Here is a 26,958-nt window from a genome sequence, read left to right as displayed (position 1 = left end):
GTTCCGGTTCGTCAAACCGGAACAGAGGCTAGTTGTTTATAGAAGGATACGGGCCACACCATGCTGCCCACCGTTGCCATTGTCGGGCGGCCCAATGTGGGCAAGTCCACCCTTTTCAACCGCCTGGTCGGCAAGCGACTGGCGCTGGTCGACGATCAGCCCGGCGTCACCCGCGACCGGCGGGAGGGTGAGGCGCATCTGCTGGGCCTTGATTTCACGATCGTCGATACCGCAGGCTATGAGGATGAGGACGCGCAGTCCCTGCCCGGCCGCATGCGGATGCAGACGGAAGCGGCCGTCGAGAATTGCGACGTCGCCCTGTTCATGATCGACGCCCGCGCGGGCATCACCCCGCTGGACGAAGAGATCGCCCGCTGGCTGCGCGCCAACGATGCGCCGGTCGTGCTGGTCGCCAACAAGGCCGAGGGCAAGGCGGGCGATGATGGCGTCATGGAAAGTTTCAGCCTGGGCCTGGGCGAACCCATCCCCTTTTCCGCCGAACATGGTCAGGGCATGGCCGATCTGTTCCAGGCGCTGCTCCCCCATCTGGAGCGCGAAGAGTTCGAGCATGAAAAGGAATTTTACGAGGACGACGAAAGCGCGCCGCTGAAACTTGCCATCGTCGGGCGGCCCAATGCCGGCAAGTCGACGCTGATCAACCGCCTGCTGGGTGAGAATCGCCTGCTGACCGGACCGGAAGCGGGCATCACCCGCGACAGCATCGCCGTCGACTGGATGTGGACCAATGAGGAAGGGCTGGATCGTCCCGTCCGCCTGATCGATACGGCAGGAATGCGCAAACGCGCCAAGGTGCAGGACAAGCTGGAGAAGCTGGCCGTCACCGATGGCATGAACGCGGTCAACTTCGCCGAGGTGGTCGTGTTGCTGCTCGACGCCACCCGCGGGCTGGAGGCGCAGGATCTGCGTATCGCCGACCGGGTGCTGGAGGAGGGTCGCGCCCTCGTCATCGCGCTCAACAAATGGGATACGGTCGAACATGGTTCGGCACTGTATCAGGGGATCAAACAGGCGCTGTTCGACGGACTGGCGCAGATACGCGGCGTGCCGATCATGACCGTGTCAGCCACCACCGGCAAGGGGCTGGACGACCTCATCAAGGTAGCGTTCGAGACGCGCTCCGCCTGGTCGATGCGCGTGTCGACGGGCGTATTGAACCGTTGGTTCGAGAGCGCGCTGGAGGCCAATCCCCCGCCCGCCCCCGGCGGCAAGCGGATCAAGCTGCGCTACATCACCCAGGCCAAGACCCGGCCACCCGGCTTCATCCTGTTCGGCACCCGGCTGGACGACCTGCCCGAAAGCTATCGCCGCTATCTGGTGAACGGTATCCGCAAGGAACTGGGCTTTGGCGCGGTGCCGGTTCGGCTGACGCTGCGGAGCGCGAAAAACCCCTTCGATAACAAGTGATCCGATGACGGACCTGTCGGTATCGGGCGGATCAATGGCGGGGGTCGCAATCGAGATCGACGCGCGGGGCATGAAATGCCCCTGGCCTGCCCTGCGTGCCGCGCGGGCAATGCGCGAAGCGGCGCGGATCATGATCCGAGCGGACGATCCGATCGCGGAAACGGAATTGCGCGCGCTGGCGATCCAGCATGGCTGGACCTTCGCGGTCTTCGGCGAAGCGACATTCCAGCTAAGCTGCCAACAATAATCCTTCCGTAATGACTTCAATCCGTCACGCTTTAACCCCCTGTTTACGGCTGACCGCGTAGCGTCCTGTTATCTAGGCGGGGAGTGTGCAGTTGTCCTATCATGAGACCGAATTGGTCAACTGGTCCGATTTTAATCGGATGAAGGCCGAGCTGGGCGCGGGTTTCCTGCGTATCCTGGGCTATTTTCGTGAGGATGGCGACAAGTCGATCACCGCTATCGAGACGGCATTTCGCGCTCGCGACGCTGCGTCGCTGGTCCTTCCTGCGCATACATTGAAGGGCGAATCCGCCCAGTTCGGCAGCTATCGCCTGAGCAGCATGGCCGAAGATATCGAGATGGTCGCCCGCCGCTGCGTGGAGTTTCACGAAAACCCGGAGGAACTGATCGAGATCGTGGTGGGCCTGCGCCCCTGCTTTACCGAGACGATGGCGTTACTCGATCGCGATGCCAGCCCCTTGGCGGTCCGCCGCCCCGTCGCCTTTGGCCGCCGGGTCGAACCGCGCGTGCAGGGTTTTGGCCGGGCAGGCTGACGCCCTGAGGGTTTTGGTCGAGCGGGCCGACGCCAGCCTGCTTTGCGCTGCAAATTTAGTAGTGGAATAAAACGGATCATACACCCATATTCGGGCGCATGACCATGCTATCCGTCCTAGACCTCGTTCCTGTCCTTGAGGGCAGCGACGTTTCCACCGCCCTCTCCCACGCCGCCGATCTGGCGCGCCATGTCGAGCAACTGGGCTATCAACGCTACTGGACCGCCGAGCATCATGGGATGCCGGGCATAGCGTCCGCCGCGACATCGGTGGTGCTGGCCCATGTCGGCCACGCGACCAGCCGCATCCGCATTGGTGCGGGCGGCATCATGCTGCCCAACCATGCGCCGCTGGCCATCGCAGAACAATTCGGGACGCTGGCCGCGCTGTTTCCTGGCCGTGTGGACCTGGGACTGGGCCGTGCGCCCGGATCGGACCAGCGGGTCGCGCAGGCGATGCGGCGCAATCTGGCCGGGGGGGCCGACCAGTTTCCGCGCGACGTGATGGAATTGCAGGCCTTCTTCGCGGGTGACGAACGGCTGGGCTTCACCGCCACGCCGGGCGCGGGCGAGGATGTGCCATTGTGGATACTCGGCTCCAGCCTGTATGGCGCGCAACTTGCCGCCGCGCTGGGACTGCCCTACGCCTTTGCCTCCCACTTTGCGCCCGCCGCGCTGGACGAGGCGTTGGAAATCTACCGCCGCGATTTCCGCCCTTCCGCCCAATTGCGGGAACCCTATGCGATGGCGGGCTATAATATCTTCGCCGCAGATAACCGTCAGGAGGCGGCCCTTCTGGCGACATCCATGCAGCAGAGTTTCGTCCGATTGCGGACGGGCGCGCCGGGTCGCTTCCCGCCGCCGGTCGAAAATTATCTCGATACGCTGCCGCCGCAGGCGCTGCATATGTTGAGCGACGTTCTGAGTGTGTCGAGCATTGGCACCCAGGCCGATGTCGAACGGGATCTGACGGCCTTTATCGCGCGGACGCAAGTGGATGAGATCATCGTCACCAGTGCGATCTACGACATCGAGGCCCGCAAACGCAGCTTTGCCATCGCCATGGCGGCGGCACAGGCGATCCGGGTACGCGAAACGGCCTAAACCCGCACCAGCCGCCCGCCGCTCAATAGAGTTGCGACGGGTGGCATGGTCCGCCGCAGCAGGGTCGCCAGCGCTATCACCGGGATCAGGATCAATAATGGCTGGAGCAGCAGGTAGAGCGGATAGAGCGGCGATCCCAACGGCCCCGTCAGCGTGCCCACCAGCGGCCCCGCCAGCCAGATAAAGATCAGGTGCGCGCAAAAGAGGAAGAAGGCGTAAGGCTCTATCCGCAGCAACGCGCTGCCAAGCGGGCGCACCGCCAGCCACAAGGACAGCCGCCAGAAAAAAAGCGCGGCGGCCACGCGCGCAATCAGATCGACGGTCTGCACCAGATCATGGCCCGGATCCCGCCCCACATGAAGGGCAAGCAGGAGGCGCAGCGGCATCAGCACGGCATAAGGCAGGGCAGAGAGCCAGAACGGCAACGCCGCGATCCGGTCTGCCACACCCGCGCGCTGCGCGACGACACCGATCAGAAAGAAAAACAGGATGGAGGCGCGCATCAGCACAGGTGGTCCAAGACCCAATATGTGACAGACCCCGGCGATCACCGCGAGTATTAGCAGCGCCGCCGTGGGCAGCCGCACAAAAAGGGGGGCGAGGAGCATGCACAGGAACAGGTCGCGCAGGAACGGCATCTGTACATTGATGTCGGGATTGCGGGAGAGGATGAAGATTTCCTGCGCCACCCATCCCCAGCTTTGGGGCGTCGGCGCCTGAAGCGAGAAAGTGAGCGCAGCGCCAGACACGATGGCAATCCCGATCGCGTTCCATAGTATCATGGGTACGGCTATGGTTCGCATCTTGCGGGCCACATGACTGGTCCAGTTACGGGTACGGGACGACCCTGCCACCAGCCAGCCGGAGATCAGCCCGAGCAACGGCACCGCGCTGCGCCCCATCGCCTCCATCAATATCCAGCGAAAGATTTCCTGGGGCGACCCGCGCAACCCTTCCAGTTCGACCCCGTTTCGGCCGGTCCAGGCATGAACATAAACGACGCCAAGGATGCAGATGACGCGGGCAATGGATATGGCGTCGGAGCGCTGGGCCGGGTCGGCCGGTAAGATATAAGGCAAATTGTCGTCCTGGCTGTCGTGTCGGAACAATGCGTCAACTTGATCCATGTTCCCCAAATAATAGGCATGGCAAAGGAAACGATCCGAAACGGATCGGCTATCCATGCTTCGTCAAGCATCGCTTGTTAGTATCAGTGGCTCAACCGTTTCCCGCGGATTTTAAGGCAAATATTTACACCTGCCCCTTATTGCAGGCAAATGTGCCGACGCTTTGCGCGGCAACAGGGGGATAAGAAGGCTTATGACTCATATGCCGGGGGCTTCGGAATTTTCGGGCGCGAGGACAATAGCGCGTGCCGATCTGGGCGTCCCGCTGGGAATGGTACTCCAGATTGCCGGGTCAAGTTCGCAGGTCATCATCGACGCAGCGCGCCAGAAAACATTGAGCCTGGACACGGACAATTGCATCGCGATGGCAGGTCAGGTCGGTTCGCAGGTAAAGATGCGGATCGGGCACAGTTGGTTGGTCGCATCGATACGCAGCATGGCGCTGGATCGCGAGGACATGAGCAGCATCATCGCCGATGTCGATTTTCTGGGCGAAGGCGAGGAAGAACCGCTGACCGGGCGCATTCACAAATTCCGCCGGGGCGTCACCCGCTATCCCGCGCCGAGCGCTGAAATTCATCCCGTGTCCAGCCAGGATATGCGAGAAATCTACGCCGCAGACAACCGGCCGCACGTCCAGATCGGCACTGTCTACCCGACCAGGGACACGCGCGCCGCGCTCTATGTCGATTCGATGCTGGGCAAGCATTTCGCGCTGCTGGGATCGACCGGCACCGGCAAATCGACCAGCGCCGCCCTGATCCTCCACCGCATCTGCGACCTGTCGCCGCAGGGGCATATCGTGATGATCGACCCACATGGCGAATATGGCGCGGCCTTTTCGAAAAATGGCGCGATCTACGACGTCAACAATCTGGCGCTGCCCTACTGGTTGATGAACCTGGACGAGCATTGCGAAGTGTTCGTGACCTCCGAAGGGGCCGATCGGACGGTCGATCGCGATATATTGGCCAAATGTCTGCTGGCCGCGCGGTCAAAGAACCGGCTGGCCGAGAGCATCGGCCGGCTGACGGTGGATTCGCCGATCCCCTATCTGCTGTCGGACCTGACCACCACCCTGCAAAACGAGATGGGAAGACTAGAAAAGGGCACGGGATCGCTGCCCTATATGCGCCTGAAGACCAAGATCGACGAGATCAAGGCCGACCCCCGTTATTCCTTCATGTTCTCCGGTATGTTGGTCGCGGATTCGATGCATGCCTTCCTCGCCAAGATTTTTCGCCTGCCATCGGATGGCAAGCCGATCTCCATCATCGACGTGTCGGCCATGCCCTCGGACATCACCGCTACCGTGGTGTCGGTCTTGTCGCGGCTGGTGTTCGACTATGCGATCTGGGCGCGCAACGAACCGCAGCGGCCGATCCTGCTCGTCTGCGAGGAAGCCCATCGCTATATCCCCAGCAGCACGACCGGATCAGGTCAGGCCGTCCGCAAGATATTGGAGCGGATCGCCAAGGAAGGCCGAAAATACGGCATTTCCCTCGGCCTCATCACCCAGCGCCCCTCCGATCTGGCCGAGGGTGTCTTGTCGCAGTGCGGCACCATCATCTCCATGCGCCTCAACAATGATCGCGATCAGGCGTTCGTGAAGGCGGCGATGCCCGAAGGCGCGCGCGGCTTCCTTGATTCCATTCCGGCCCTGCGCAACCGGGAGGCGATCATCTGCGGCGAAGGTGTGGCCATACCGATCCGCGTCTCCCTGGACAATCTGGAGGAAGAGCGGCGGCCCGCATCGGGCGATCCCAGCTTTACCGAGCTGTGGCGGGAAGCCGGCGGCGAGCATGACATATTGGAGCGCACCATCACCCGCTGGCGCAATCAGGGGCGCTGATAGCGTCAGCCAGCAGGAACGATCCGTCCGGCAGGTTCCGACTCTGCGCTCATCGATTCCCGGCACTCTTCCTCGCTGGGGGGGACAACCAACTTAGCCTTGCGCCAGCCGCCCTGAAGATAGAGCAACGCCGCAAGCGTGAAGGACACGCCCGACCCGACCGGGAAACTGAGCCACAACGCGTCCGCGCCCAGCGACGGGTAGCCAAGGTGGTAGAAGGCGAGTCGCACGCCAAAGAGCGTGAAGATCAGAACCATCAACGGCGCGATCACCACGCCATTGGCCCGCATTACGCCGAAGAAGATCATCGTGCAGCCGAAGAAGAGGAAGCTCCAGCTAGCGAGCAGTTGCATGTGCCGCGCGACCTCTATCGCGCTGCTGTCCCCACCCAGGAACAGCGCCAGCAACGCCCGGTCGAACGCGATCAGCAGGACGATCATCGTGCCGGTGATCAGGCATTGATAGCCCAGGCCATAGCCGGTGATGCGGCTGACCCGGTCCCAGCGGCCCGCGCCGACATTTTGCGCCGCCATGGCGCTGACCGCCGCGCCCATCGCCATCGCGGGCATCTGAAGATAGGTCCATAATTGCTGCGAAGCGCCATAGGCGGCCGTGACCAGCAGCCCCTCCCGGTTGACGAGGCCGATCATGACGAGGCCGGAGGCGGACATGACGATCATCTGAAGGCCCATCGGCAGCCCCTTGGTCAGCATCACCCGCATCTGCGCGGCGGCGGGGCGCAGATAGGCCATCTCACTGCCGCGCAGCCGCAGCGGCAGGTCCTTGCGATAGGCGTAGAAGATGAGCGAGATCAGACTGATGAAACCCGCCGCTGCCGTCGCCGCCGCCGACCCGGCGATACCGAAAGCGGGAATGGGACCAAGGCCCAGGATCAGCACCGGGTTCAGGATGATGTCGATACCGACGCTGACCAGCATGAAGATGAGTGGCGTGCGCGCGTCGCCCGCCCCGCGCAGGCCCATCATCATCATGACGCTGAGCAACGAGGCGGGCATGGCGACGAAGATCACCCGCAGATAGACGAGCGCAAGGTCGAACGCTTCAGGTGGGGTCGCCAGCATGTGCAGCAACGCCGGGCTGCCCAGCCAGCCAGCGACCGAGACGATCATCGACAGGATGAAGCAAAAACCGACCGCAGAGCCAAAGGCGCGCCGGGCCGAGTCGATGTCGCGCGCGCCAACGGCCTGCGCGACCATCACGGTCGAGGCCATGCCGAAGCCGAACACAACAGAGAACATGAGGAACATGATGATGTTGGCGTTGGCCGTCGCCGCCAGCGCCTGTTCGCCCAGAAAACGCCCAACCCAGATCGCATTGATCGAGCCATTGAGCGACTGGAGGATGTTGGACGCGAGCGTAGGCAGCGCAAAGAACAGCAATGTGTTGCCGATCGGCCCTTGCGTCAGGTCGCGGCCCCCGCCTTGTTTCGCTCCTGCCATGCGCTCTCCCCTGCCCCGTTCCCCTCCCCCTCTAGAGGTTCAGGTAGGGGTGAGGGAAGAGCGCTTGAGCGATGATTTTACGCCCTAGGCGAGACGATCCAGCGCCGCCTTGAGCCGGTCCGCCTCCGCCGTCTTGTCGGCATGGTCCTCGCGCGCCTTGGCGATCGCCTCGGGCTTGGCCTTTTCGACGAAGGCCGCGTTGGAGAGGCGGCCCGCGAGGCTGTCGCGTTCCTTCTCCGCTCCGGCCAGCGCCTTGGCGAGACGGGCCTTTTCGGCAGCAAGATCGATGACGCCCTCCAGCGGCAGGACGAAGGTGGCTTCATCCACCACCACCTGCGCCGCGCCGCCATCGGGCGCGGGGTCGAAGGACAGCGCCTCGATCCGGGCGAGGCGGCCTAGCGCGGCGGTCTGGCGCTCGATCCTGGCGCGGGTCAGGTCGCCCGCTTCGCGGATATGCGCCTTCATCTTCGCGCCGGGTGGCACGTTGAGTTCGGTGCGCGCGGTGCGGACGGCGGAGACGAGGCGGATGAGCCAGTCGATCTCCTGCCCTGCTTCTATGTCCGGCGCGACAACCAACTGAGGCCATTGTGCGACGATCAGGTCTTTTTCCCTGCTGCCCATCGCATGCCATAATTCTTCGGTTATAAATGGCATGAAGGGGTGGAGCATGACTAGTATCTGGTCGAAGGCCCAGCCCGCGACGGCCTTCGTCTCGTCATCCATCTGGCCCTTCGTCAGTTCGATATACCAGTCGCAAAACTGGTCCCAGATGAAGTGGTAGATAGTATCGGCGGCGGCATCAAAACGCAGGTCAGCCATGGCTGCATCGAGCGCCTGCACCGTATTCATGACTTCGCCAATGATCCATTTATTGACTGGCAATGTCGCCGAAAAGACTTCCGCTGGCGCGATCGACGCAGAGGCTCCGACGCCATTCGACTGAAGGAAGCGTGCGGCATTCCACAGCTTGGTCGCGAAGTTGCGATAGCCCTCGACCCGCTTCTCATCCATCTTCACGTCGCGGCCCTGGCTTTCCATGGCGGCCATGAAGAAGCGCAGCGCGTCGGCGCCGAACTGGTCGATCAGGCCCAGCGGATCGACCACATTGCCCTTCGACTTCGACATTTTCTGGCCGTCAGCCGCGCGGACGAGGCCGTGGAGATACAGCTTCTTCCACGGCACTTCCTTCATGAACTCAATCCCCTGCATCGCCATGCGGGCGTCCCAGAAGAAGAGAATGTCGAAGCCCGAAATCAGCAGGTCGTTGGGATAATGACGGTCGACCTTGGCCGCATCCTCCGGCCAGCCCAACGTGGCGAAAGGCCAGAGGGCGGAAGAGAACCATGTGTCGAGCACGTCGGGGTCGCGGATCAGCGCCTTGTTACCGGCGAGCACCTGCGCTTCCGCTTCGGTTTCCGCGACGTAAGGGATGCCATCCTCGTCGAACCATGCCGGGATCTGATGCCCCCACCAAAGCTGCCGCGACACGCACCAGGGCTGGATATTTTCCATCCAGTTGAACCAGGTCTTTTCCCAGGTCTTGGGCACGATCTCGATCGCGCCTGACTTCACCGCTTCGATCGCGGGCTTGGCCAGCGTGTCGGCATCGACATACCATTGGTCGGTCAGCCAGGGTTCGATGACCACGCCGGAGCGGTCGCCATAAGGGGTCTGGATCACGCGATCCTCGATCCGTTCCAGCAGGCCCGCCGCCTCGATGGCGTCGACGACCACCTTGCGCGCCTCGAACCGGTCGAGGCCCAGATAGGCGTCGGGGATCAGGCCATCGCTGGTCTGGATCACCCTTGCGTCGGCATCGAGCATGTTGAGCATGTCGCCAGCCTTGAAGCCTGCGCGCTTGCCCACCTCGAAATCGTTGAAGTCGTGGCCGGGGGTAATCTTGACCGCGCCGCTGCCCAGTTCCGGGTCGGCATAATCGTCGGTGACGATCGGGATCAGGCGACCGGTGATCGGCAGGCGCACCTTCTTGCCGACCAGCGCGGCATAGCGCTCGTCGGTCGGGTTCACGGCTACGGCCATGTCCGCCAGCATCGTTTCAGGGCGCGTGGTCGCGACCGAGACCGTGCCCGATCCATCCTCCAGCGGGTAGGAGAAATGCCAGAATTTCCCGTTCGTCTCCTTCGTCTCCACCTCAAGGTCGGAGATGGCGGAGCGGAAATGCGGGTCCCAGTTGACGAGCCGCTTGTCGCGATAGAGCAGCCCGCGCTGGTGCAGCTCCACGAACACCTTGACGACGGCCTTCGAAAAGCCCTCGTCCATCGTGAACCGCTCATTCGCCCAGTCCATCGAGCAGCCCAGACGGCGTAGCTGGCGCGTGATCGCGCCGCCGCTTTCCGCCTTCCATTCCCACACCTTGTCGACAAACTGCTTGCGGGTGAAGTCGGTGCGCTTCTGTCCGGCGGCGTTCAGTTGCCGCTCGACCACCATCTGGGTGGCGATGCCCGCATGGTCGGTGCCCACGACCCACAGCGCATCCTTGCCGCGCAGCCGTTCGTACCGGATCACCACATCCTGCAACGTATTGTCGAGCGCATGGCCGATGTGCAGGCTGCCCGTCACGTTCGGCGGCGGGTTGACGATGGTGAAGGGCACAGCGTCAGGGCGTTCCGGGCGGAACAGGCCCTTCTCCTCCCAATGGGCGTACCAGCGGGCTTCGATTTCGGCGGGGTCGAATGTTTTGGGCAGATCAGTCATGGCTGGGCTTTAGCGGCACAGGCGCGAAGATCAAATAGTCAACACCATGATGACGCGCCGGTCAACGCGCCTGAACCTCGTTCGTCATCCTGTTGACGAACCGCACGGCGATTGGCTTTCCGTCCTTGCCGATAAACGACGCCCCCTTGCGGCCGACAGGATATTGCACGCATGGATCGGATGGCGTCGTAAAATCGACGGATTTTTCCACCGTGCATTTTTCCACAACCCCCTCTTTACTGACATCGACCAGCACCGTGAGGGATCGGGGTTCGGGAAGGTTGATCGGAAATCCTGCCGGCAAAACCCACGATACCCGGCTGCTGAAGATGGATTCCACCTTCTTCCCCGTGGCGTCCCGCCCCGGCGCGAAGGAGGCCCGCGCCTTGAGCAACGCACAAGCGGTCGCGTCCAGCACGGGGGAACCACTGCTGCTGCTAATCACGCAGTCCTTGACGCTGCCATCCGACCCGACGAGCAGGCGGAAGCCGCTCGCCCCCGTCACGCCCTTTGCGCGCTCCGCGCTGGGGTAATCATCATCCTTGATCCAGTCTGATGGAGATCCGCGTGGAACCGGTCCAACAGGATCGCTGGCGAAGGCAGTCGTTACACCAGAGGCCAGAAACAGGATCGTCGCAATTATTCGGCGCATCGCAAAATGTCATTTCAGTTCGTTTCGAATCCGTATTAATGACATTTGTGACGATTTCATGTGAAGCACGCATCACTTCCCCGTCCACTTGTCGGTCCAGGCCAGCACCTCGTCATACCATTGGAGCGAGTTTTTCGGCTTCAACACCCAATGATTCTCGTCCGGGAAGATGAGCAGTTTGGACGAGATATTGCGCCGCTGGAGCGCGGTGAAGGCGGCCAGCCCCTGCGTATAGGGGATGCGGAAGTCCTTTTCGGAGGTGACGACCAGCATCGGCGTTTTCCACGCGGTCACATGGGCGACCGGGTTCCATTTCTCATATTCGGCGGCCTGCTCATAATAGGGGCCGCCATGTTCGCGCTCGTCGAACCAGAGTTCTTCCGTCTCATAGGCCATGGCGCGGGCGTCGAATACGCCGTCATGCTGGACCAGGCATTTGAAGCCATCGGGCCAGACGCCCGCGATCCAGTTCATCATATAGCCGCCATAGCTGGCGCCCAGCGCGCAGGCGTTCGCGCTATCGACGGTCGCATCCTTCGCGACGGCGGCAGCGAGGCCGAGCTTCAGGTCTTCGAGCGGCTTGCCGCCCCAATCCTTCTGGATGCTGTCGGTGAAGGCCTGACCATAGCCGGTGCTGCCATGGAAATCGACGGTTACAGCGGCCATGCCATGGGCGGCGAACGCCTTGGGGTTCCAGCGGTAGGACCAGCTATCGTTGAAGCTGCCCTGCGGCCCGCCATGGACCAGATAGGCGGTGGGGAGCTTGCCGGTCGCGCGCTCCTTTGCAGAGGATAGGGGCTTGATGATCTGGCCCCAGACCGTGTCGCCATTCGCGCCCTTGAAGCTGAACCGTTCGACGCTGACATCATCGACGTCAGCAAGGCGGTCCGCGTTGACCGCGGTGAGGCGAAGGGGCTTGCCGCCCTTTACGGGCATTTTCCAGAAGTCGGCGGGGAACTGGATGGAATCGAGCGCATAGACGAAGCCGCCACCGGCCAGCGGCGTGACCGATCCGACATGGCCACGCTGCGTCAGTCGCGTGACTTTCCCATCGGCGACCGCAACCCGGAAGACGGGATGATCGAGCACTTCGTCAGCGGTGACGAGGACGGATTTGCCATCGGCCTCCCAGGCGATCGAACTGACAGAGCGATCCCAATCCTGCGTCAGCGCCCGCGTCTCTCCACTGGCAAGGTTGCGGAGCATCAGGACCAGCCGGTCGCTCTCATAGCCCGGCCGCGCCATCGCGCCATAAGCGAGCCACTGACCATCGGGCGAGACAGCGGGCATGGTGTCGGTCGCGTCGTTTGCGTCCGTAAGGTTGACAGGCGCGCCGCTGCCGTCAGCGGGCGCAGCGAAAATGTCGAGATTGGTGGAGAGCGGCTCGATCCGCCCCGCTTCGCGCAGGGCAAAGAACAGCGTCTTGCCGTCCTTGCTCCAGGCCAGTTCTTCCACGCCGCCAAAGGGTTTGGACGGCGCGTCACCCACCAGCTTGCCCATGACCGAGACAGCATCGCCGCCCGTAATCGGCATCACGAAAATCTGCGCGCGCTGGCCATCGCTCCATGTGTCCCAATGGCGCACGAACAGTTGGTCATAAACCCGACCGCTACCCTTATTGGGGTTCGCCTCTGCTGGCTTGGCGTCGGCGATGGTGCGGGCGCCGACCGGACGGTCGGTCCACAGCGCGACCTTGTCGGCGGCGGGGCTGAGCAGGAAACCCGCAATACCGCCGGGCACGGTCGTCACCTGCACAGGCTGGCCACCGGCGAGCGGCGCGCGCCATAACTGGTCATCGCCACTGGCGTTGGACAGATAATAGAGTGAAGCGCCGTCGGGGGAGAAGACCGGCGAGCCTTCGTTATGTTCAGGGACAGACGCGATCAGGCGCGGCTTGGTTCCCTTCCCTTCGAGCGACAGGAGATAGAGATCGGTGCGGCCACGATTGGCGGCAAGGTCGGTGACGCGCAACTGATAGGCAAGCCATTTGCCGTCGGGCGACGCCGCCGGGGACGCAATCCGGCTGAGGCCGACCATGTCGCGCGGGGTGAAGGGACGCGCGGCGGCTGGTGCGGATGACAGGGCAAAAGCGGTCGTGGCGGCGAGAAGGGCGAGTGCCCCGGCAAGTGGCTTTATCATGGCGCCACCCTATGCCCCGCCCGAATGAGGGGCAAGCGGGACTTTAGCGGTTGGTAATGCGGGAAATTTCCTTGGCTACCATCTCTTCGACCAGCGACGGCAGGCGAGCGTCCAGCCAGTCCTTGAGCATCGGGCGCAGCATCGCGCGGACGAGGCCGTCGAGCGTGTTGTCCACCCCTTCAGCCGGGGTCACCAGCATGGACGACAGAGCGGAGAGCGACTGGCGCGCGGCTATCTCGCTTTCTACCGACAGGATCGACGAAGGATCAGTTGCAGCCTCCTCACGCTCCTGTGCGGCGGGCACCGAAGCAGCCTCAGTCGCAGCTTTTCGGGTGGACACAGGCTCCTCCATGATCTCGTCGGTCAGCTCCAGCACTTCTTCGCTGCACGCTTCTGGCTCGACCTTCGATTCAGAAAGCGGTTCGGGCGAAGGCACGGCGATCTCTTCGGGTAGATGGTCCGACACGGACGCTGCGCGACCGCGCCGGGGGGCGGCGGCCTGGACAGCCTCCTCGCCTTCCTCGGCGATGATGCGCTTGATCGAGGAAAGAATCTCCTCCATCGATGGTTCCTTGCTCATGTCACCCATCGCCGCTTTCATGCCCCTGTATTCAGGGCGGCCGATCGTTAACACAAAAGGTTACTGGGCCGCCTGATCGCTCACATTGGCGTTTTGGGGCGGCGTGTCAACGGTGCGCGTAGCGACGGGCATGGGCGCCTTGTCATAGTCCCAATCCCACCATTTGCCTTCGACCCGGTCGTAATTGACCATCGGATCATAGAGCGCGCCGCCCTCCAGCCCCAGGTTCTTGGCCTCCGCATGGCCCATCGCGGCCAGCAGACTAAAGCCCGCGACATAGGCGTTGCGCCGTGCCGAAACCAGTTCAACGCGCGCGGTCAGCGCTTCCTGCTCGGCATTGAGGATATCGAGGATCGTGCGGCTGCCGACCGAATTTTCGGCACGCACGCCCTCCAGCGACAGGCCGGTCGCATCGACCGCTTTCTGGCTAGACTGGATCGTCAGCAGCGACGCCTGCCAACTCGCATAAGCAGCGCGGGCCTGGGCGATGACCCCGCGTTCGGTGCCGATTTCCTGCTCGATCGCCTGCGACTCGAAGGCCTGGCTCTGACGGACCTGCGCGGCCGGGCGGCCACCCTGATAGAGGGGAATGGTCAGCGTGGCGCCAGCGGCCGCACTCTTGTTCTTGTCCAGTTCGAGATCGAGATAGGTGGTGTAGCTGCCCTGGACAAAGCCCGACAATGTGGGCTGAACCCCAGCCTTCGCAACCTTTACATCATAACGCGCGGCGTCATGCGCCTTCTTTGCCGCCAGTATGTCGGGATTGTCGATCAGTGCGACCTGGACCGCTGCTTCCGGCGTGGCGGGCAGGCCCGGCAACGCTGGCGGCGGCTGAAGATCGTCGGGCGCTTCGCCCACCAAGGCGATGTAGTTTTCCCGGCTGGCAATGAGGTTCGCTTGGGCCGTCTGCAAATCCGAACGGGCCAGCGCGAGACGCGATTCGGACTGGGCCACGTCGGTGCGGGTCAGGTCGCCGACCTCGAACCGATCGTTACTGGCCTGAAGGTTGACGTCCAGCACATTCACATTGGCGCGGTTGAGCGCGACGATCGCACCGTCACGAATGACATCCATATAGGCGGCGACGACCTGCGAGAAGATGCTCGCCTCTGTCGCGCGCAGATTGGCCTGCCCCGCCTCGACCCGGATTTCCGCCGCCTTGACGCCATTGCGGACTGCTCCACCCTGATAGATGGGCACCTCGACACTTCCCGTTCCCGAAAGCGAGCGATGCGGCTGGTTGAAGCTCAGTCCCGCCACAGGCCTGACCAGCAGTTCCTGAAACTGCGCCTGTGCCCTTGCCGCAGGCCGCCCCGCCGCCTTCTGAATCGGCACATTCTCATCCGTGGCCCGCTGCCCGGCGCGCGTTGCTGTCAGCGTCGGATTGCTGCGATAGGCCTTGACCAAGGCTTCCTGAAGCGTGCCCGCCATAGCCGGTGCGCCCAGAGACGTGGAAACCAGCAGCAAGGCTGTCGCGACCGAACGCGGGAAGGAAATGCGCTTTGCTGTCATGGGCCCCAGTCTTATTTAGAAAACGTCTTTATTCAGAAAAAACGTCTTTTACTCAGAAAACGAAACGCTCCGGCGCCGCAAAACCCGGCAAGATAACCATTTCCATGTCGACCAGGCTGGCAAGCCCCAGCGCCCCGGCAACCTTTCGGCCCGTGCACAGGCGCGTAACACCCCGTTCAACCAAGCCCGTGGCGACCCGCGCGCCCTCGGCAAGCTGCTCAACGATTGCGGCGGGCACTTCCGCCACCGCGCCGTCGATCAGTAGGACATCATAAGGCGCGGACGCGGACGCACCACCAGCCAACGATCCCCGGACCAGCGTAACGCCGTCGGTCGCCACCGTTTCAGGGCCGCCCTCTTCCTCGACCGCTGTGACTTTCGCTCCCAACGCGGCCAGCAGCGCCGCGCAATAGCCGGTGGCCGCGCCGATCAGCAGCACCGTTTCACCGGGCGCGATCCGCAGCTCGCTCAACAGCCGTCCGGTCGCCAGCGGCGGGTTAAGCGCGCGGCCACCCTCCAGCGGGACGGGGCGGTCGATATAGGCCATGGAACGGCGGGCGGCAGGCACATATGCCTCCCGCGGGGTCCGCGCCATCACCGCAATCACGCGCGTGTCATCAACATCGCTGGTGCGAAGTTGGCTCTCGACCATTGCGGCGCGCATGGATGAAAAATTTTGCTCGGTCACGACGGTTCCTCGCTTGGCACAACTGTATTGACAACGCAATACACTATGGAGATCAACGGACCTCTAAATCACCCGAAAGGCCACGCCAAGCGGCTTTGCACCCCGAGCGGCGAGAATCTTCGCAAAGGTGGAAGCGGACATGCTTGACTTTGGCGCCAAAGCCGCACATTTGCGACGCCCCACCACCGGATGGCCCGATGGCGGAGTGGTTACGCAGAGGACTGCAAATCCTTGCACGCCGGTTCGATTCCGGCTCGGGCCTCCAAAATCCTGTCTGGCGACGCCTGCCAATAGTTGAAAAAACCCCTGATTTCCGCTAGTTTATGTGCATTCGCTGATTGTCAGCGGGTGCCCCTGTTTGCCTGCAATTGCGGATGAAGGGGGCCTAATTTGGGGGCCCACTTGGCTCCAGCAGAATCGAGGCCCCCAATGGCGCTAACCGATACCGCTATCCGAAATGCCAAGCCCGCAGACAAGCCTTACAAGGTCGCTGACTCCCAAGGTTTGTATTTGCTCGTCAACCCAAGGGGCAGCAAGCTGTGGCGAATCCAATACCACATGAACGGCGTGGAGCGGAAGCTGGCGCTGTGGGCGTATCCGGAGATTACGCTGGCTTAGGCGCGCGCTGCCCGGGATGCAGCCCGCAGGCAACTGGCTCACGCGGTCGATCCTAATGTAGCCAAGCGGCAAGCCCGCATCGAGGCGAGCATTCGAGCCAGCAACAGTTTCGCTAGCGTGGCCGAGGAATTGATAGAGAAGAAATCGCGTGAGGGGCTGGCAGAGCCAACGCTGGAGAAGATGCGCTGGTTTGTGAAACTGATGGGGGCAGACTTTGGGAAGCGCCCTGTCACCGAATATCACGCCTCAGGAACTTCTTCATGAACTGCAAAAGCATGAACGGCGTGGCCGCTTGGAAACCGCCAATCTCCTGCGCGCCTTTGCCAGCCGCGTTTTTCGCTTTGCGGTCGCAACGGCGCGTGCCGAACGGGATCCAGCGCAACTTCTGATAGGTGCGTTGACCACGCCGAGGGTCAAGCGCTTCGCCGCGATCATCGATCCGAACGAGTTCGGTGCCCTCCTGCGCGCTATCGAAGATTATCATGGCGATCCCGCCGTCATGTATGCCCTGAAACTTACACCCCATGTCTTCCAGCGTCCGGGCGAATTGCGGCAAATGGAATGGGCGGAGGTCGATTTCGAAAAAGCGGTCTGGACGATCCCGGTAGCGAAGATGAAAATGCGCCAGCCCCATTCGGTGCCTCTATCCCGGCAGGCTCTCGCGATCCTGAAAGCCATGCGATCCTTATCCGGCTCCGGGCGCTATGTGTTCCCTTCAATCCGAACCAGAGCAAGGCCGATCAGCGATAATACCATCAACGCGGCGTTGCGGCGGATGGGTTATTCAAAAGAGCAAATGACGGCGAACGAATCCGGCAAATGGAACCCGGATGCCATCGAGCGAGCGCTGGCACATATGGTGGCGGGGTCTGTGCGTCGCATATATAATCAGTCCGCCTATTGGGCCGAACGTGTTGAAATGGCGCAGTGGTGGAGCGACTATATGGATGAACTGCGAAAAGGCGGAAACAGATGACGGGCGGCCCCGGTGAAGGATGGAAAATCTTTGCAGACGGGGATGATTGCGAAAATATTCCGCTCTGGAAAGCCTTGGCGCAATTCACGTCGGACGACCTGGACGAAGGCTTGAAGGTCAACGCTGCTGTCATCAATCAGGCAAAGCCGCCCTTTGCACGCTACTATAATGGCGCGTTCCTCGTCAGCATGATCTTTGGCTTTTTGTTCGCCATATTCCTGATCGGCCTGCTGATTTCAGTGCCTTCCAATTCGGCAAATCTTTTTTCCTTCCTTACTTTGACAACCCTCGCCGCCACGGCAGCTCCCCATATCTGGCGACAGGTCTACCAATATGGCTTGAAGACCCCGGACGCTCCTTTGGATTTGCCCCACGCTCCAGATCGGCATTTTGAGGAATTTCTGGGCTTTCTACAGAAGGCATCTGGCCCCCGCGCCTATTACATACCCCGCTTCGGAAAGAGGCGCGTGCTACTCAACCGCAGGCAGTTTTTCGGCAGACTGCGATATTTTCTGCTCTCCGAACACAGCGCGGATCGAGCGATGGTCATGCGCTTCCGGACCGGCCATTCCCTTCCCGGCGACATTTTCCTCCATCGCGACGACGTGGGGAAAGTGCTCGCTATGGGTAGGCGCGACCGCCGCAAAATGGGCCGCGTCGGCAACTCCTGCCTTAGCCGCACTTCGACAGGCGCTTGCGGCAGCTGATACCGAAATAACCGACGCACAAGACCAAAAGGTCGTAGCTTTGGAGGAAATGGCTGAAGCTATCCCCGGCAACGAAGAGGCGCATAAGAAGGCACGTAACTGGATTATCCAACGGCTTCCAAAATTTATGTTCCTCGAAGACTACCCGGAAATAAAGGGACAGCAGGACATTAACGCCCCCCTCTGAAGCCGACATTGAAGACCTTCTCGACCCTGCGGTATACGAGAAGCTTGTTCGCGAAACCTATGCGAAGGAATTGAGAGGCAAGACACTGGAATTGAATGCCCACATTCCTCGTATCGCCCGGCGGTTTGAAGCTGCCTTCGAAACCCTGTCCATTCCGTTCCACAAGACGCGACCGTCGCGGCTGTTCTTGCAGAAGATGGCAACCGATCCGTCGTCGGTTCTGCCAGCGGACAGCGAAGCGCGCTTCGAGCGGCTATGCAAAGCTATCAACGCCGCATTTGAAAAGCACTTAGCGCGATGAATGCAACGGTCGAAATTACGCGGCTTACTTACCGATACCCCGCCCAATCCTAGGGTCAGGACCTGTTAAATTGCTTGCGCATTGGGTGATGGGTTGATTCAATAGCAGCGTTAGGAGGCGCTGCCGATGGATGTTCCGTTTCTGCTGAGTGAGGCGCAGATGCGCCGGATCGAGCCGTATTTTCCCTTGTCTCATGGGGTGCCAAGAGTGGATGATCGGCGGATAGTGTCTGGGATCATTTACGTCATCAAGCACGGGCTGATGTGGCGCGACGCGCCCAAGGAGTATGGCCCACACAAGACGATCTACAATCGTTTCATCCGCTGGAGCAGGCTCGGCGTGTTCAACAAAATCTTCGCTGGCTTGGCAGCAAAGGGCGGCAAGCCCGACCAGTTGATGATCGATGCAACCCACCTGAAAGCACACCGGACGGCGGCAAGCCTGCTTAAAAAGGGGATGTTCCCCGACGTATCGGACGCACCAAAGGCGGCCTGAACTCCAAGCTACATGCCGTATGCGATGGCAAAGGCCGACCGCTCATCATGCTGCTCAGTGAAGGGCAGATGAGCGATTATAAGGGCGCTGCACTGATGATCGATGCCTTCCCGAAGGCAAAGGTCCTGCTGGGCGACAAGGGCTATGACGCCGACTGGTTCCGCGCGGCACTGGCCGACCGCAAGATCACGGCCTGCATCCCGTCAAAGGGGAACCGGAAAGTGCCCATTCCACACGACACGGCGCTCTATAGACAGCGGCACAAAGTCGAGAATATGTTCGGCAGGATCAAGGACTGGCGGCGCATCCACACGCGCTACGATCGTTGCGCCCATACCTTCATGTCCGCCATCTGCATCGCCGCGACCGTTATATTCTGGATCAATCAATGAGTCCTGACCCTAGGTTGGAATCTTGGTTAATTCATACGCCTTTGATTTTGAGTCATGTCCTCGTTGATATTACCCGGATTCCTTCGCCTCAATCATGCGGCGATTGGCGCTTGTAATGTCGGCTATTAGACTTGAGCCTTTTGAAACCCGCCATTCCGCAACGGCTAGAATCGCCAGGAGATGCCCGGCGTCATTGCGCCATTCTTGGTCACTAGGCGCTCTGATTGATTGTCCCGTAACCTGCCGCTCGTGGAAGCCGCTCCCAGTACGCCTGAAAGGCGGGGGCTGGGACTTTCACGACTGTCCGCTTCAAAATTGTGAATCGAAGGAAGCCGACATTCGCGAGATGAGCCTGGCCAACGGCCCCACCGGGTCGAAGGCGCCACTTCAAGTCATTCGGGAGGATATAATATGCTCTCGAAAACTGACCGTCGGCTTGTCTAATTTGGGGGCTTCATGACTTTCGTCATCCGAAATGCGTTCGCCATAGCACACTCTCTTTTGGGGCCGACAATTTCCTCTTTGTAGAAGAAAAGTCTTATTATTTCAAAAGTATAGCGTATTTTCAGCCTGGCTCAGACCGATCAATGGCACCGCTGTCGAGCAATGGAGCGACGTCCATATCCTGCGCGCCCAGTATAAGGCTCAATTTTTCCAGCGATGTGAGGATCATTGCCTGCTCCCATGCGGCAAGCGCGGAAAAATGTTCGGTAAACTGTGATTGCAACATGTCTGGCGCGCAATCCAGCGCCTCACGACCGTTGTCTGTAGTGCTAAGGATGAACTGGCGCTTGTCCCGATCACTGCGCTCGCGCGTGACGAGGGCCGACGCCACGAGCCGATCGACAACAGCGGTAATGGTTGCCTGGCTGAACTTCAGCGCGGCGGCAATGGCGCTTGGCGTTGCATGATCGCGCCCGTTGATTTCACGCAGCACCAAAAGCTGGGAAGGGGTCAGACCGGTCGATGTAGCGAGTTTGCGGCTGCCGATTTCAGTGGCCCTCAAAATACGGCGCAATGCCCGCAGGGTCAGGTTTGAAAGATCCGATTCCATCATCAGTAGCTATCCGTTTGCATAATGACGCGCCAATGGCATTTTCCTTTATATAGTGAAGGAAAATGCTAAGGCTGAATCGCCATTGTGCTCGTTGAATCGGGGTGTCGGGTTGAAAATTGTTCAATAGTTGGCATATATTGCGCCAAAGCGAGAGGCCGAAGGGATTCGGTCCAAGGAAAATACTTCGGGAGGCAAATCATATTTGATCGTAGATCCAATGCAGCATCCTTGCTGCCACGGCATTCTGCATCCCGTGAAATTGAAACAAGGCAGGATATGAAGTTTCGAGAGCCAGTGGTCCTGGATGGCCCGGAAATTACCGCGCTGATCGCAGCCTGCCCGCCGCTCGACAGCAATTCGGCTTATTGCAATCTTCTCCAATGCACGCATTTCGCGTCAACCTGTGTCGTTGCGGAGCAGGCCGGACAGATTGTCGGATGGGTGTCTGGCTATCGCCCTCCATCCGAGCCGAGCCATTTTTTTGTCTGGCAGGTCGCCGTCGCCCGGCAGGCCCGCGGCGAGGGACTGGCCCAGCGCATGATCGCCGAGTTGCTGAGCCGACCATCGGCCGCGAGCGTCACTCATCTCATAACCACGGTGACGTCCGACAACAAAGCCTCCTGGGCGCTGTTCGAGGGATTTTCGAGGCGCATTGGCGCCGATCTCGCCAAAGCCCCGCTGTTCGAACGCGACGCCCATTTCGCCGGCGCACATAACACCGAGTGGCAGGCGACCATCGGGCCTTTTCCCGCCGACTTCCAAATCAACATGCACGATACGGAGACATCGACCCCATGACCATCGCGCCCAAACCGACCCAGAATATACCTGATACCGGGATCTACGAACGTCGTGAATCGATCGTTCGCAGTTATGCCCGCTCCATGCCGCGTCAGTTCAACCGCGCAGAAAATGTGTGGATGCACGATAATGAGGGTGGTCGCTATCTCGACTTCCTGTCCGGCTGCTCGACGCTCAACTATGGACACAATCATCCAATTTTGAAGCAGGCGCTGCTGGATTATATCATCGCCGACGGTATCACCCACGGCCTTGATCTACATACCGACGCGAAAGCCGCGTTTCTTGAAACTTTTGAGACGTTGATCCTCAAGCCACGCGACTTGGACTATCGGGCGATGTTTACCGGCCCGACCGGGACCAACGCGGTCGAGGCGGCGATCAAGCTGGCCCGCAAGATTACCGGCCGCCAAATGGTGATTGCCTTCACCAACGGCTTTCACGGCATGACGCTGGGCGCGCTTGCCTGCACGGGCAATGCCGCCAAGCGCGGCGGGGCCGGCATTCCGCTAAGTCATGTCAGCCATGAACCCTATGATGGCTATTTCGGCCCGGATGTCGATACCGCCGCGCTGCTGGAACAGAAGCTGGCCGATCCGTCGAGCGGGCTTGATGCACCGGCGGCTATCCTTGTGGAAACCGTGCAGGGTGAGGGCGGCCTTAACGCCGCATCACCGGAATGGCTGCGCATGATTGCGGCGATCGCCAAGCGGCACGGGGCCTTGTTGATCGTTGACGATATTCAGGCCGGTTGCGGTCGTACCGGCGGCTTCTTCAGCTTTGAGGATATGGGCTTTACGCCCGACATCGTTACGCTCGCCAAGTCACTGTCGGGAATGGGCCTGCCCTTTGCATTGACCCTGTTCCGGGCCGAACTGGATCAGTGGTCGCCCGGCGAGCATAATGGCACCTTTCGGGGCAATAATCATGCCTTTGTCACGGCCACGGCGGCGCTGCGCCATTTCTGGAGCAATGACAGTTTCGCGGCAGATGTTCGGCGGCGCGGTGCGCTTCTGGAAAGCCGCCTCGACCGGGTTGCCCGCAAACATGGCCTGACGACGCGCGGTCGCGGGATGATGCGGGGCATCGACGTCGGCTCGGGTGAAATCGCATCGGTCATCACCGCCGCCTGCTTTGCCCGCGGCCTGATCATCGAAACGAGCGGCCCCCATGACGAAATCGTCAAGGTGCTCGCACCGCTCATCATCGACGACGCGGTCCTCTCGGGCGGACTCGATATTCTCGAAACCTGCGTGCGCGACGCGCTTTCCGCCACCTTCTGCGTGGCAGCAGAATAAAAGGAGATATTTCATGATCGTCCGCAAACTGAACGACATCCGCAAGTCCGACCGCAACGTGAAATCTGATGGCTGGGAAAGCGCGCGCCTGCTGCTGAAGGATGACGCCATGGGCTTTTCCTTCCATGTCACCACAATGTATGCCGGCGAAGAGCTGAAGATGCATTATCAGAACCATCTCGAAGCGGTCTTCGTGCTCAAGGGTACAGGTACGATCGAGGATCTGGGTACCGGCGAGATTCACAGGTTGGGGCCGGGCACGATGTATGCGCTCAACGCCAATGACCGTCATATCGTGCGGCCCGAAACGGATATATTGACGGCCTGCGCGTTCAACCCGCCGGTCACCGGCCGCGAAGTGCATGACGAAAATGGCGCCTATCCCGCCGAGGCAGATATGGTCCGCACGGCTGCGCTTACTTCTTGAAAACCCGATAAAAAGGGGGAGTTCCATGACAGACATCTACCCATCCCGCCATGCGGCGGAACCTGAAATGCTGCCCCGCCTCGACCCGGTCGTCCATGGCGACTGGAGCGAGGCAGCCCCGCTGTCACAGGCTCAGGCGGCGCAGTTCGATCGTGACGGCTATCTGGTGTTGGAAGATGTTTTTTCCGCGCAAGAAATCGCCTTCCTGCAACAGGAGGCCGGTACATTGTTGGCGGACCCGGATGCCCTAGATGCCGACACAGTCATCACCGAACCGGGTGGGCGCGAAATCCGGTCGATCTTCGAAATTCATCGCCAAAGCCAGGTGATGCGAAGGCTGGCGGCTGACACGCGTCTGGCCGACGTCGCTCGTTTCCTGTTGGATGATGAGGTTTACCTTCACCAATCGCGCCTAAACTATAAGCCGGGCTTTCAGGGCAAGGAATTCTACTGGCATTCCGATTTTGAAACCTGGCATGTGGAAGATGGGATGCCGCGTATGCGCGCGCTGTCGATGTCGGTGCTGCTGGCCGAAAATACGCCGCATAACGGACCGCTGATGCTGATCCCCGGATCGCACCGCAAATTCCTGACCTGCGTTGGCGAAACGCCGGACAATCACTACAGGATGTCGCTCAAGAAGCAGGAATATGGCGTTCCTGATGAGGATAGCCTGGCGGAACTGGCCGATGAAATGGGCATCGTTGCCCCCACGGGCAAGCCGGGCACGGTGATCCTGTTCGATTGCAATGTCATGCATGGGTCCAACGGGAACATCACCCCTTTCCCGCGCGCCAATGCCTTTCTTGTCTATAATGCCGTGTCCAATCGTCTGACTGCGCCCTTCGGCGTTCCCACCCCCCGGCCATCCTTCATTGCGGCGCGGGAGGCGAAGGCCATTGCGCCATGCAAGGGCGAACTGGTCGCGGAGGCGCATGCATGAACGGCACACATAGCGTCGAGAAAATTGGCGGCACATCCATGGCGGCTACCGCCAGCCTGTTCGACAATGTCCTGATCGCGGGCCGCAGGGGTGCTGATCTTTATAACCGCATCTTCGTCGTGTCCGCCTATGCAGGAATGACCGACTTGTTGCTGGAGCATAAGAAGGCGGGCGTGCCCGGCGTCTATGGCCGCTTCATCGCCGATGACGGGGCGAATGGATGGCTTCAGGCGATTGCCCATGTTCGCAAGGCGATGCACGAACGCAATGGCACGATGTTCGTCCGGTCGGAAAGTCTGGCCGAAGCCAATGCCTTCGTCGATCTGCGGATCGCGACGGTGCAGGCCTGTCTTCAGGATTTGGGACGTCTGCGTAGCCACGGACGTTTCTGCGTAAAGGAGCAACTGCTGACGGTCCGCGAACTGCTGGCAGGACTGGGCGAGGCACACAGCGCGCACAGCACGGCGCTGTTGCTGCGTGATCGCGGGATCAATGCCGTCTTCCTCGACCTGACGCTATGGGACCAGAATGACCTGCGTAGCCTGGATGTCAGGATCAGGGAGGCGCTGGCGCCGATTGACCTGTCGAGCGCAATGCCGATTGTCACCGGCTATGCGGGGTGCGAGGAAGGCATGGTCCGTCGCTATGCCCGTGGCTATTCGGAAATGACTTTTTCGCGCATCGCCGTCCTGACCGGCGCGCGCGAAGCGATCATCCACAAGGAATTTCACCTGTCCAGCGCCGATCCCCGGCTGGTGGGGGAAGCCGCCGCGAGAAAGATAGGCCGCACCAATTATGATGTGGCCGACCAGCTTGCCAATCTGGGCATGGAGGCGATCCATCCACGCGCTGGTCGCGGCCTGCGTCAGGCGCGCATTCCGCTGCGCGTGCGCAACACGTTCGACCGTGAGGATGAAGGGACATTGATCTGTGGCGATTATGTTTCCGACACGCCCCGCGTGGAAATCATCACCGGCATAGAGTCCATGCAGGCGCTGATGTTCTTCGAGCAGGATATGGTCGGCGAGAAGGGCTATGATGCGGCCATATTGGAGGCGTTGACCCGCCATGGGGCGTGGATCGTCAGCAAATCCTCCAACGCCAATACGATCACCCATTATCTGTCGAGCGATGCGGCGACGGTGACGAAGGTCATGGCTGATCTGCAATCGCACTATCCCGACGCGGCCATATCGACGCAGGCCGTGGCGATGGTGTCGGTGATCGGCAGTGATATTGCGCGGCCGGGACTGGTTCCCGACGCCCTGAACGCGCTGGGAGAGGCCAATATCGGCATGATCGCGATGCAGCATCAGATCCGGAACGTCGACATCCAGTTCATCATAGATTGCGCCGATTTCGATGCCGCGATCCGCGTCCTGCACGAACGCCTGGTCGAACAGGCGTTCGATAAGGCGGAAGGGCGTCAGGCGGCCTGATCTGCCTCTCCGTCATGTTGTCATCCCTCCTTCCGGTCCGAAGCCTGCTGGTCGCCATCTTCATATTGATGGGGGGCAGCGGCTTTCTGTCCACGCTGATCGGCCTGCGTCTGGAAAAGGGCGGCAGCGGCACGCTGATGATCGGCGCGGTCGCGACCGCCTATTTCGCGGGGCTGACGGTCGGCGCCCTGCGGGCTGGCCTGGTCGTACATCGTGTCGGGCATATCCGCGCCTTTGCCGCGTTTGTGTCGCTGCTGTCGGCCAGTACGTTGGCCTATGCCCTGCTTCAGCATGTGCTGTTCTGGGCATCGCTGCGGTTCATCGACGGACTGTGCGTCGCGGGCGTCTTCATCTGCCTTGAAAGCTGGCTCAACGAACGAGCGGAACCGCAAACCCGCGGGAGTATACTTGCGGGCTACATGATCGCGCTTTATTCGGGGCAGGCGCTTGGGCAATTTCTGCTGAACGTTGGCGGGACGCCCGCCATTCCCTTCCTGCTGGCGTCGATCCTCGTGTCGCTGGCCGTCATCCCGGTCGTCCTGACCCGTATCGCGGCGCCGTTACCGGGGCAGGATGCGCCCTGCTCCATGCGGCAGCTCTATATATCGTCCCCGCTGGGCTTCATCGGGGCGATGACGACCGGGCTTATGCTCGGCGCATTTTACGGGCTCGCCGCTGTCCATGTCCGCAGGCTGGGACTGGACCTGGCGCAGACCGCCAGCTTCATGAGCGTGGTCATTCTGGGCGGGGTCGCCCTGCAATGGCCACTGGGGCGACTGTCCGACCGGTTCGATCGGCGCCGGGTCATCGTCGCCAGCTTTGGCGCGACGATGATGGCCAGCCTGGGTTTGACCGTGACCGACGGCATGGGAGCGCAATTGCTGGCGCTGGGTGGAGTGTTCGGTGGCCTGAGTTTTGCGCTCTATCCGCTCTGTGTAGCCCATACCAACGACCGGTTGGCGCCGGCAGAACGGGTCGCCGCCAGTGGCGGACTGGTGCTGCTCTATTCCATTGGCGCGGCGCTTGGTCCGACCGGCGCCGCAACCGCGATGACGGTCTTTGGTTCGGGCGGGCTGTTTCTGTTCATTGCGCTTTGCGCTGCTGGTACGCTGACATTCGGCCTGTGGCGTCAGGCTTCATCCGACCCCGTGCCAAGCGATAGTCAGCAAAATTACCAGATTTTGCCGCGCACAACCCCCATTGCGGCGCTGCTCGATCCCCATGCGCCCGAACAAGCTTCGGCGCGGCCGTCCGATCCGCCTGCGCCACAGAGAATAGGATAACG

24 protein-coding genes, 1 tRNA gene and 1 pseudogene are annotated in these 26,958 nt (G+C 61.2%); 17 read left to right on the top strand and 9 right to left on the bottom strand.

The window, feature by feature from the left end:
* The first annotated feature begins 60 nt into the window (after positions 1-60).
* From der to WFR25_RS04255, 4 genes are all read left to right on the top strand, one after another.
* Positions 61-1,425: a ribosome biogenesis GTPase Der gene (der, locus tag WFR25_RS04270; RefSeq protein WP_336968860.1), complete on the top strand. Its 1,365-nt coding sequence runs from the start codon at positions 61-63 to the stop codon at positions 1,423-1,425.
* Positions 1,426-1,429: 4 nt separating this feature from the next.
* Complete coding sequence (locus WFR25_RS04265) at positions 1,430-1,672, top strand: sulfurtransferase TusA family protein (protein ID WP_419723139.1); 243 nt, start codon at positions 1,430-1,432, stop codon at positions 1,670-1,672.
* 91 nt (positions 1,673-1,763) lie between these two features.
* Positions 1,764-2,204 carry an Hpt domain-containing protein gene (locus WFR25_RS04260; protein WP_336968858.1) on the top strand — a complete coding sequence of 147 codons (441 nt, stop codon included), beginning with the start codon at positions 1,764-1,766 and terminating at the stop codon, positions 2,202-2,204.
* Between the two features lie 98 nt (positions 2,205-2,302).
* Positions 2,303-3,307, top strand: a complete 1,005-nt coding sequence (locus WFR25_RS04255) for an LLM class flavin-dependent oxidoreductase (RefSeq protein ID WP_336968855.1) — start codon at positions 2,303-2,305, stop codon at positions 3,305-3,307.
* Here WFR25_RS04255 and WFR25_RS04250 read toward each other — a convergent pair.
* Entirely contained in the window at positions 3,304-4,386 is a 1,083-nt protein-coding gene (locus WFR25_RS04250; protein WP_336968853.1) for an acyltransferase family protein, read from the bottom strand. The two genes, WFR25_RS04255 and WFR25_RS04250, sit on opposite strands and share 4 nt — an antisense overlap.
* Before the next feature lie 241 nt (positions 4,387-4,627).
* Between WFR25_RS04250 and WFR25_RS04245 the strand changes: the two genes are divergently transcribed.
* On the top strand, positions 4,628-6,286 hold the full coding sequence (locus WFR25_RS04245) for an ATP-binding protein (protein ID WP_336968851.1): 1,659 nt from the start codon (positions 4,628-4,630) through the stop codon (positions 6,284-6,286).
* Positions 6,287-6,291: 5 nt separating this feature from the next.
* Here WFR25_RS04245 and WFR25_RS04240 read toward each other — a convergent pair whose 3' ends face one another.
* The 7 genes from WFR25_RS04240 to WFR25_RS04210 all read right to left on the bottom strand — a co-directional run bounded on the left by WFR25_RS04240 (position 6,292) and on the right by WFR25_RS04210 (position 16,032).
* A complete protein-coding gene (locus WFR25_RS04240; protein WP_336968848.1) occupies positions 6,292-7,746 on the bottom strand; it encodes an MATE family efflux transporter in 1,455 nt (484 codons plus the stop codon).
* 84 nt (positions 7,747-7,830) lie between these two features.
* The gene (locus WFR25_RS04235; RefSeq protein WP_336968846.1) at positions 7,831-10,461 is read right to left on the bottom strand and encodes a valine--tRNA ligase; all 2,631 of its coding nucleotides are present in this window, start codon (positions 10,459-10,461) and stop codon (positions 7,831-7,833) included.
* A 61-nt stretch (positions 10,462-10,522) separates the two neighbouring features.
* Positions 10,523-11,113: an energy transducer TonB gene (locus WFR25_RS04230; RefSeq protein WP_336968843.1), complete on the bottom strand. Its 591-nt coding sequence runs from the start codon at positions 11,111-11,113 to the stop codon at positions 10,523-10,525.
* A gap of 72 nt (positions 11,114-11,185) precedes the next feature.
* The gene (locus WFR25_RS04225) at positions 11,186-13,252 is read right to left on the bottom strand and encodes a S9 family peptidase (protein ID WP_336968840.1); all 2,067 of its coding nucleotides are present in this window, start codon (positions 13,250-13,252) and stop codon (positions 11,186-11,188) included.
* A 43-nt stretch (positions 13,253-13,295) separates the two neighbouring features.
* Positions 13,296-13,841 (bottom strand): DUF2497 domain-containing protein, encoded by a 546-nt coding sequence (locus WFR25_RS04220; RefSeq protein WP_336968838.1) that lies wholly within the window; start codon positions 13,839-13,841, stop codon positions 13,296-13,298.
* 51 nt (positions 13,842-13,892) lie between these two features.
* The gene (locus tag WFR25_RS04215) at positions 13,893-15,344 is read right to left on the bottom strand and encodes a TolC family outer membrane protein (RefSeq protein ID WP_336968835.1); all 1,452 of its coding nucleotides are present in this window, start codon (positions 15,342-15,344) and stop codon (positions 13,893-13,895) included.
* Positions 15,345-15,396: 52 nt separating this feature from the next.
* Positions 15,397-16,032: a protein-L-isoaspartate O-methyltransferase family protein gene (locus tag WFR25_RS04210; protein WP_336968833.1), complete on the bottom strand. Its 636-nt coding sequence runs from the start codon at positions 16,030-16,032 to the stop codon at positions 15,397-15,399.
* A gap of 191 nt (positions 16,033-16,223) precedes the next feature.
* Between WFR25_RS04210 and WFR25_RS04205 the strand changes: the two genes are divergently transcribed.
* From WFR25_RS04205 to WFR25_RS04180, 6 genes and pseudogenes are all read left to right on the top strand, one after another.
* Positions 16,224-16,297, top strand: a tRNA-Cys gene (locus WFR25_RS04205).
* A gap of 164 nt (positions 16,298-16,461) precedes the next feature.
* Positions 16,462-17,626, top strand: a pseudogene (locus WFR25_RS04200) (tyrosine-type recombinase/integrase).
* Positions 17,623-18,333, top strand: a complete 711-nt coding sequence (locus tag WFR25_RS04195) for a hypothetical protein (protein WP_336968830.1) — start codon at positions 17,623-17,625, stop codon at positions 18,331-18,333. The pseudogene WFR25_RS04200 and the gene WFR25_RS04195 overlap by 4 nt, the downstream one beginning before the upstream one ends.
* A gap of 49 nt (positions 18,334-18,382) precedes the next feature.
* Positions 18,383-18,520, top strand: a complete 138-nt coding sequence (locus WFR25_RS04190; RefSeq protein ID WP_336968828.1) for a hypothetical protein — start codon at positions 18,383-18,385, stop codon at positions 18,518-18,520.
* Between the two features lie 70 nt (positions 18,521-18,590).
* A complete protein-coding gene (locus WFR25_RS04185) occupies positions 18,591-18,821 on the top strand; it encodes an ACT domain-containing protein (protein ID WP_336968827.1) in 231 nt (76 codons plus the stop codon).
* A gap of 126 nt (positions 18,822-18,947) precedes the next feature.
* A protein-coding gene (locus tag WFR25_RS04180; RefSeq protein ID WP_156028742.1) for an IS5 family transposase occupies positions 18,948-19,708 on the top strand; the annotation gives its coding sequence in 2 pieces (ribosomal slippage) (positions 18,948-19,281 and positions 19,281-19,708; 762 coding nt in all).
* Positions 19,709-20,273: 565 nt separating this feature from the next.
* On the opposite strand, the gene WFR25_RS04175 is transcribed toward WFR25_RS04180, so the two are convergent.
* Positions 20,274-20,762, bottom strand: coding sequence for a MarR family winged helix-turn-helix transcriptional regulator (locus WFR25_RS04175; protein WP_336974656.1), 489 nt, complete (start codon positions 20,760-20,762; stop codon positions 20,274-20,276).
* A 279-nt stretch (positions 20,763-21,041) separates the two neighbouring features.
* Here WFR25_RS04175 and ectA point away from each other — a divergent pair, with 279 nt between their 5' ends.
* Genes ectA through WFR25_RS04145 form a run of 6 tightly spaced genes read left to right on the top strand, consistent with a single transcriptional unit; the run spans position 21,042 to position 26,956 of the window.
* Positions 21,042-21,563, top strand: coding sequence for a diaminobutyrate acetyltransferase (gene ectA, locus WFR25_RS04170; RefSeq protein ID WP_336968825.1), 522 nt, complete (start codon positions 21,042-21,044; stop codon positions 21,561-21,563).
* A complete protein-coding gene (ectB, locus tag WFR25_RS04165) occupies positions 21,560-22,864 on the top strand; it encodes a diaminobutyrate--2-oxoglutarate transaminase (protein WP_336968824.1) in 1,305 nt (434 codons plus the stop codon). Before ectA ends, ectB begins: the two co-directional genes overlap by 4 nt.
* A 13-nt stretch (positions 22,865-22,877) precedes the next feature.
* Positions 22,878-23,291, top strand: coding sequence for an ectoine synthase (locus WFR25_RS04160; protein ID WP_336968822.1), 414 nt, complete (start codon positions 22,878-22,880; stop codon positions 23,289-23,291).
* 25 nt (positions 23,292-23,316) lie between these two features.
* Positions 23,317-24,234 (top strand): ectoine hydroxylase, encoded by a 918-nt coding sequence (gene thpD, locus WFR25_RS04155; RefSeq protein ID WP_336968820.1) that lies wholly within the window; start codon positions 23,317-23,319, stop codon positions 24,232-24,234.
* Positions 24,231-25,673 carry an aspartate kinase gene (locus WFR25_RS04150; protein ID WP_336968819.1) on the top strand — a complete coding sequence of 481 codons (1,443 nt, stop codon included), beginning with the start codon at positions 24,231-24,233 and terminating at the stop codon, positions 25,671-25,673. Before thpD ends, WFR25_RS04150 begins: the two co-directional genes overlap by 4 nt.
* A 14-nt stretch (positions 25,674-25,687) precedes the next feature.
* Positions 25,688-26,956 (top strand): MFS transporter, encoded by a 1,269-nt coding sequence (locus WFR25_RS04145; protein ID WP_336968816.1) that lies wholly within the window; start codon positions 25,688-25,690, stop codon positions 26,954-26,956.
* The last annotated feature ends 2 nt before the right edge of the window (positions 26,957-26,958 follow it).

It is taken from the genome of Sphingobium aromaticiconvertens (assembly GCF_037154075.1).
Classification (GTDB): Bacteria; Pseudomonadota; Alphaproteobacteria; order Sphingomonadales; family Sphingomonadaceae; genus Sphingobium; species Sphingobium aromaticiconvertens.
Note: the sequence above shows the minus strand (reverse complement) of the source record. Positions and strands in the feature narration are given on the sequence as shown.

What these genes read in the sequence shown, in the direction of transcription:
- WFR25_RS04265 (WP_419723139.1), top strand. Translation starts at nt 1,430, where the DNA reads ATGACGGACCTGTCGGTATCGGGCGGATCAATGGCGGGGGTCGCAATC.
- WFR25_RS04240 (WP_336968848.1), bottom strand. Translation starts at nt 7,746, where the DNA reads ATGGCAGGAGCGAAACAAGGCGGGGGCCGCGACCTGACGCAAGGGCCG.
- WFR25_RS04245 (WP_336968851.1), top strand. Translation starts at nt 4,628, where the DNA reads ATGACTCATATGCCGGGGGCTTCGGAATTTTCGGGCGCGAGGACAATA.
- WFR25_RS04255 (WP_336968855.1), top strand. Translation starts at nt 2,303, where the DNA reads ATGACCATGCTATCCGTCCTAGACCTCGTTCCTGTCCTTGAGGGCAGC.
- WFR25_RS04235 (WP_336968846.1), bottom strand. Translation starts at nt 10,461, where the DNA reads ATGACTGATCTGCCCAAAACATTCGACCCCGCCGAAATCGAAGCCCGC.
- ectB (WP_336968824.1), top strand. Translation starts at nt 21,560, where the DNA reads ATGACCATCGCGCCCAAACCGACCCAGAATATACCTGATACCGGGATC.
- WFR25_RS04215 (WP_336968835.1), bottom strand. Translation starts at nt 15,344, where the DNA reads ATGACAGCAAAGCGCATTTCCTTCCCGCGTTCGGTCGCGACAGCCTTG.
- der (WP_336968860.1), top strand. Translation starts at nt 61, where the DNA reads ATGCTGCCCACCGTTGCCATTGTCGGGCGGCCCAATGTGGGCAAGTCC.
- WFR25_RS04195 (WP_336968830.1), top strand. Translation starts at nt 17,623, where the DNA reads ATGACGGGCGGCCCCGGTGAAGGATGGAAAATCTTTGCAGACGGGGAT.
- WFR25_RS04230 (WP_336968843.1), bottom strand. Translation starts at nt 11,113, where the DNA reads ATGCGCCGAATAATTGCGACGATCCTGTTTCTGGCCTCTGGTGTAACG.
- WFR25_RS04190 (WP_336968828.1), top strand. Translation starts at nt 18,383, where the DNA reads ATGGCTGAAGCTATCCCCGGCAACGAAGAGGCGCATAAGAAGGCACGT.
- WFR25_RS04150 (WP_336968819.1), top strand. Translation starts at nt 24,231, where the DNA reads ATGAACGGCACACATAGCGTCGAGAAAATTGGCGGCACATCCATGGCG.
- WFR25_RS04220 (WP_336968838.1), bottom strand. Translation starts at nt 13,841, where the DNA reads ATGGGTGACATGAGCAAGGAACCATCGATGGAGGAGATTCTTTCCTCG.
- WFR25_RS04225 (WP_336968840.1), bottom strand. Translation starts at nt 13,252, where the DNA reads ATGATAAAGCCACTTGCCGGGGCACTCGCCCTTCTCGCCGCCACGACC.
- thpD (WP_336968820.1), top strand. Translation starts at nt 23,317, where the DNA reads ATGACAGACATCTACCCATCCCGCCATGCGGCGGAACCTGAAATGCTG.
- WFR25_RS04175 (WP_336974656.1), bottom strand. Translation starts at nt 20,762, where the DNA reads ATGGAATCGGATCTTTCAAACCTGACCCTGCGGGCATTGCGCCGTATT.
- WFR25_RS04160 (WP_336968822.1), top strand. Translation starts at nt 22,878, where the DNA reads ATGATCGTCCGCAAACTGAACGACATCCGCAAGTCCGACCGCAACGTG.
- WFR25_RS04145 (WP_336968816.1), top strand. Translation starts at nt 25,688, where the DNA reads ATGTTGTCATCCCTCCTTCCGGTCCGAAGCCTGCTGGTCGCCATCTTC.
- ectA (WP_336968825.1), top strand. Translation starts at nt 21,042, where the DNA reads ATGAAGTTTCGAGAGCCAGTGGTCCTGGATGGCCCGGAAATTACCGCG.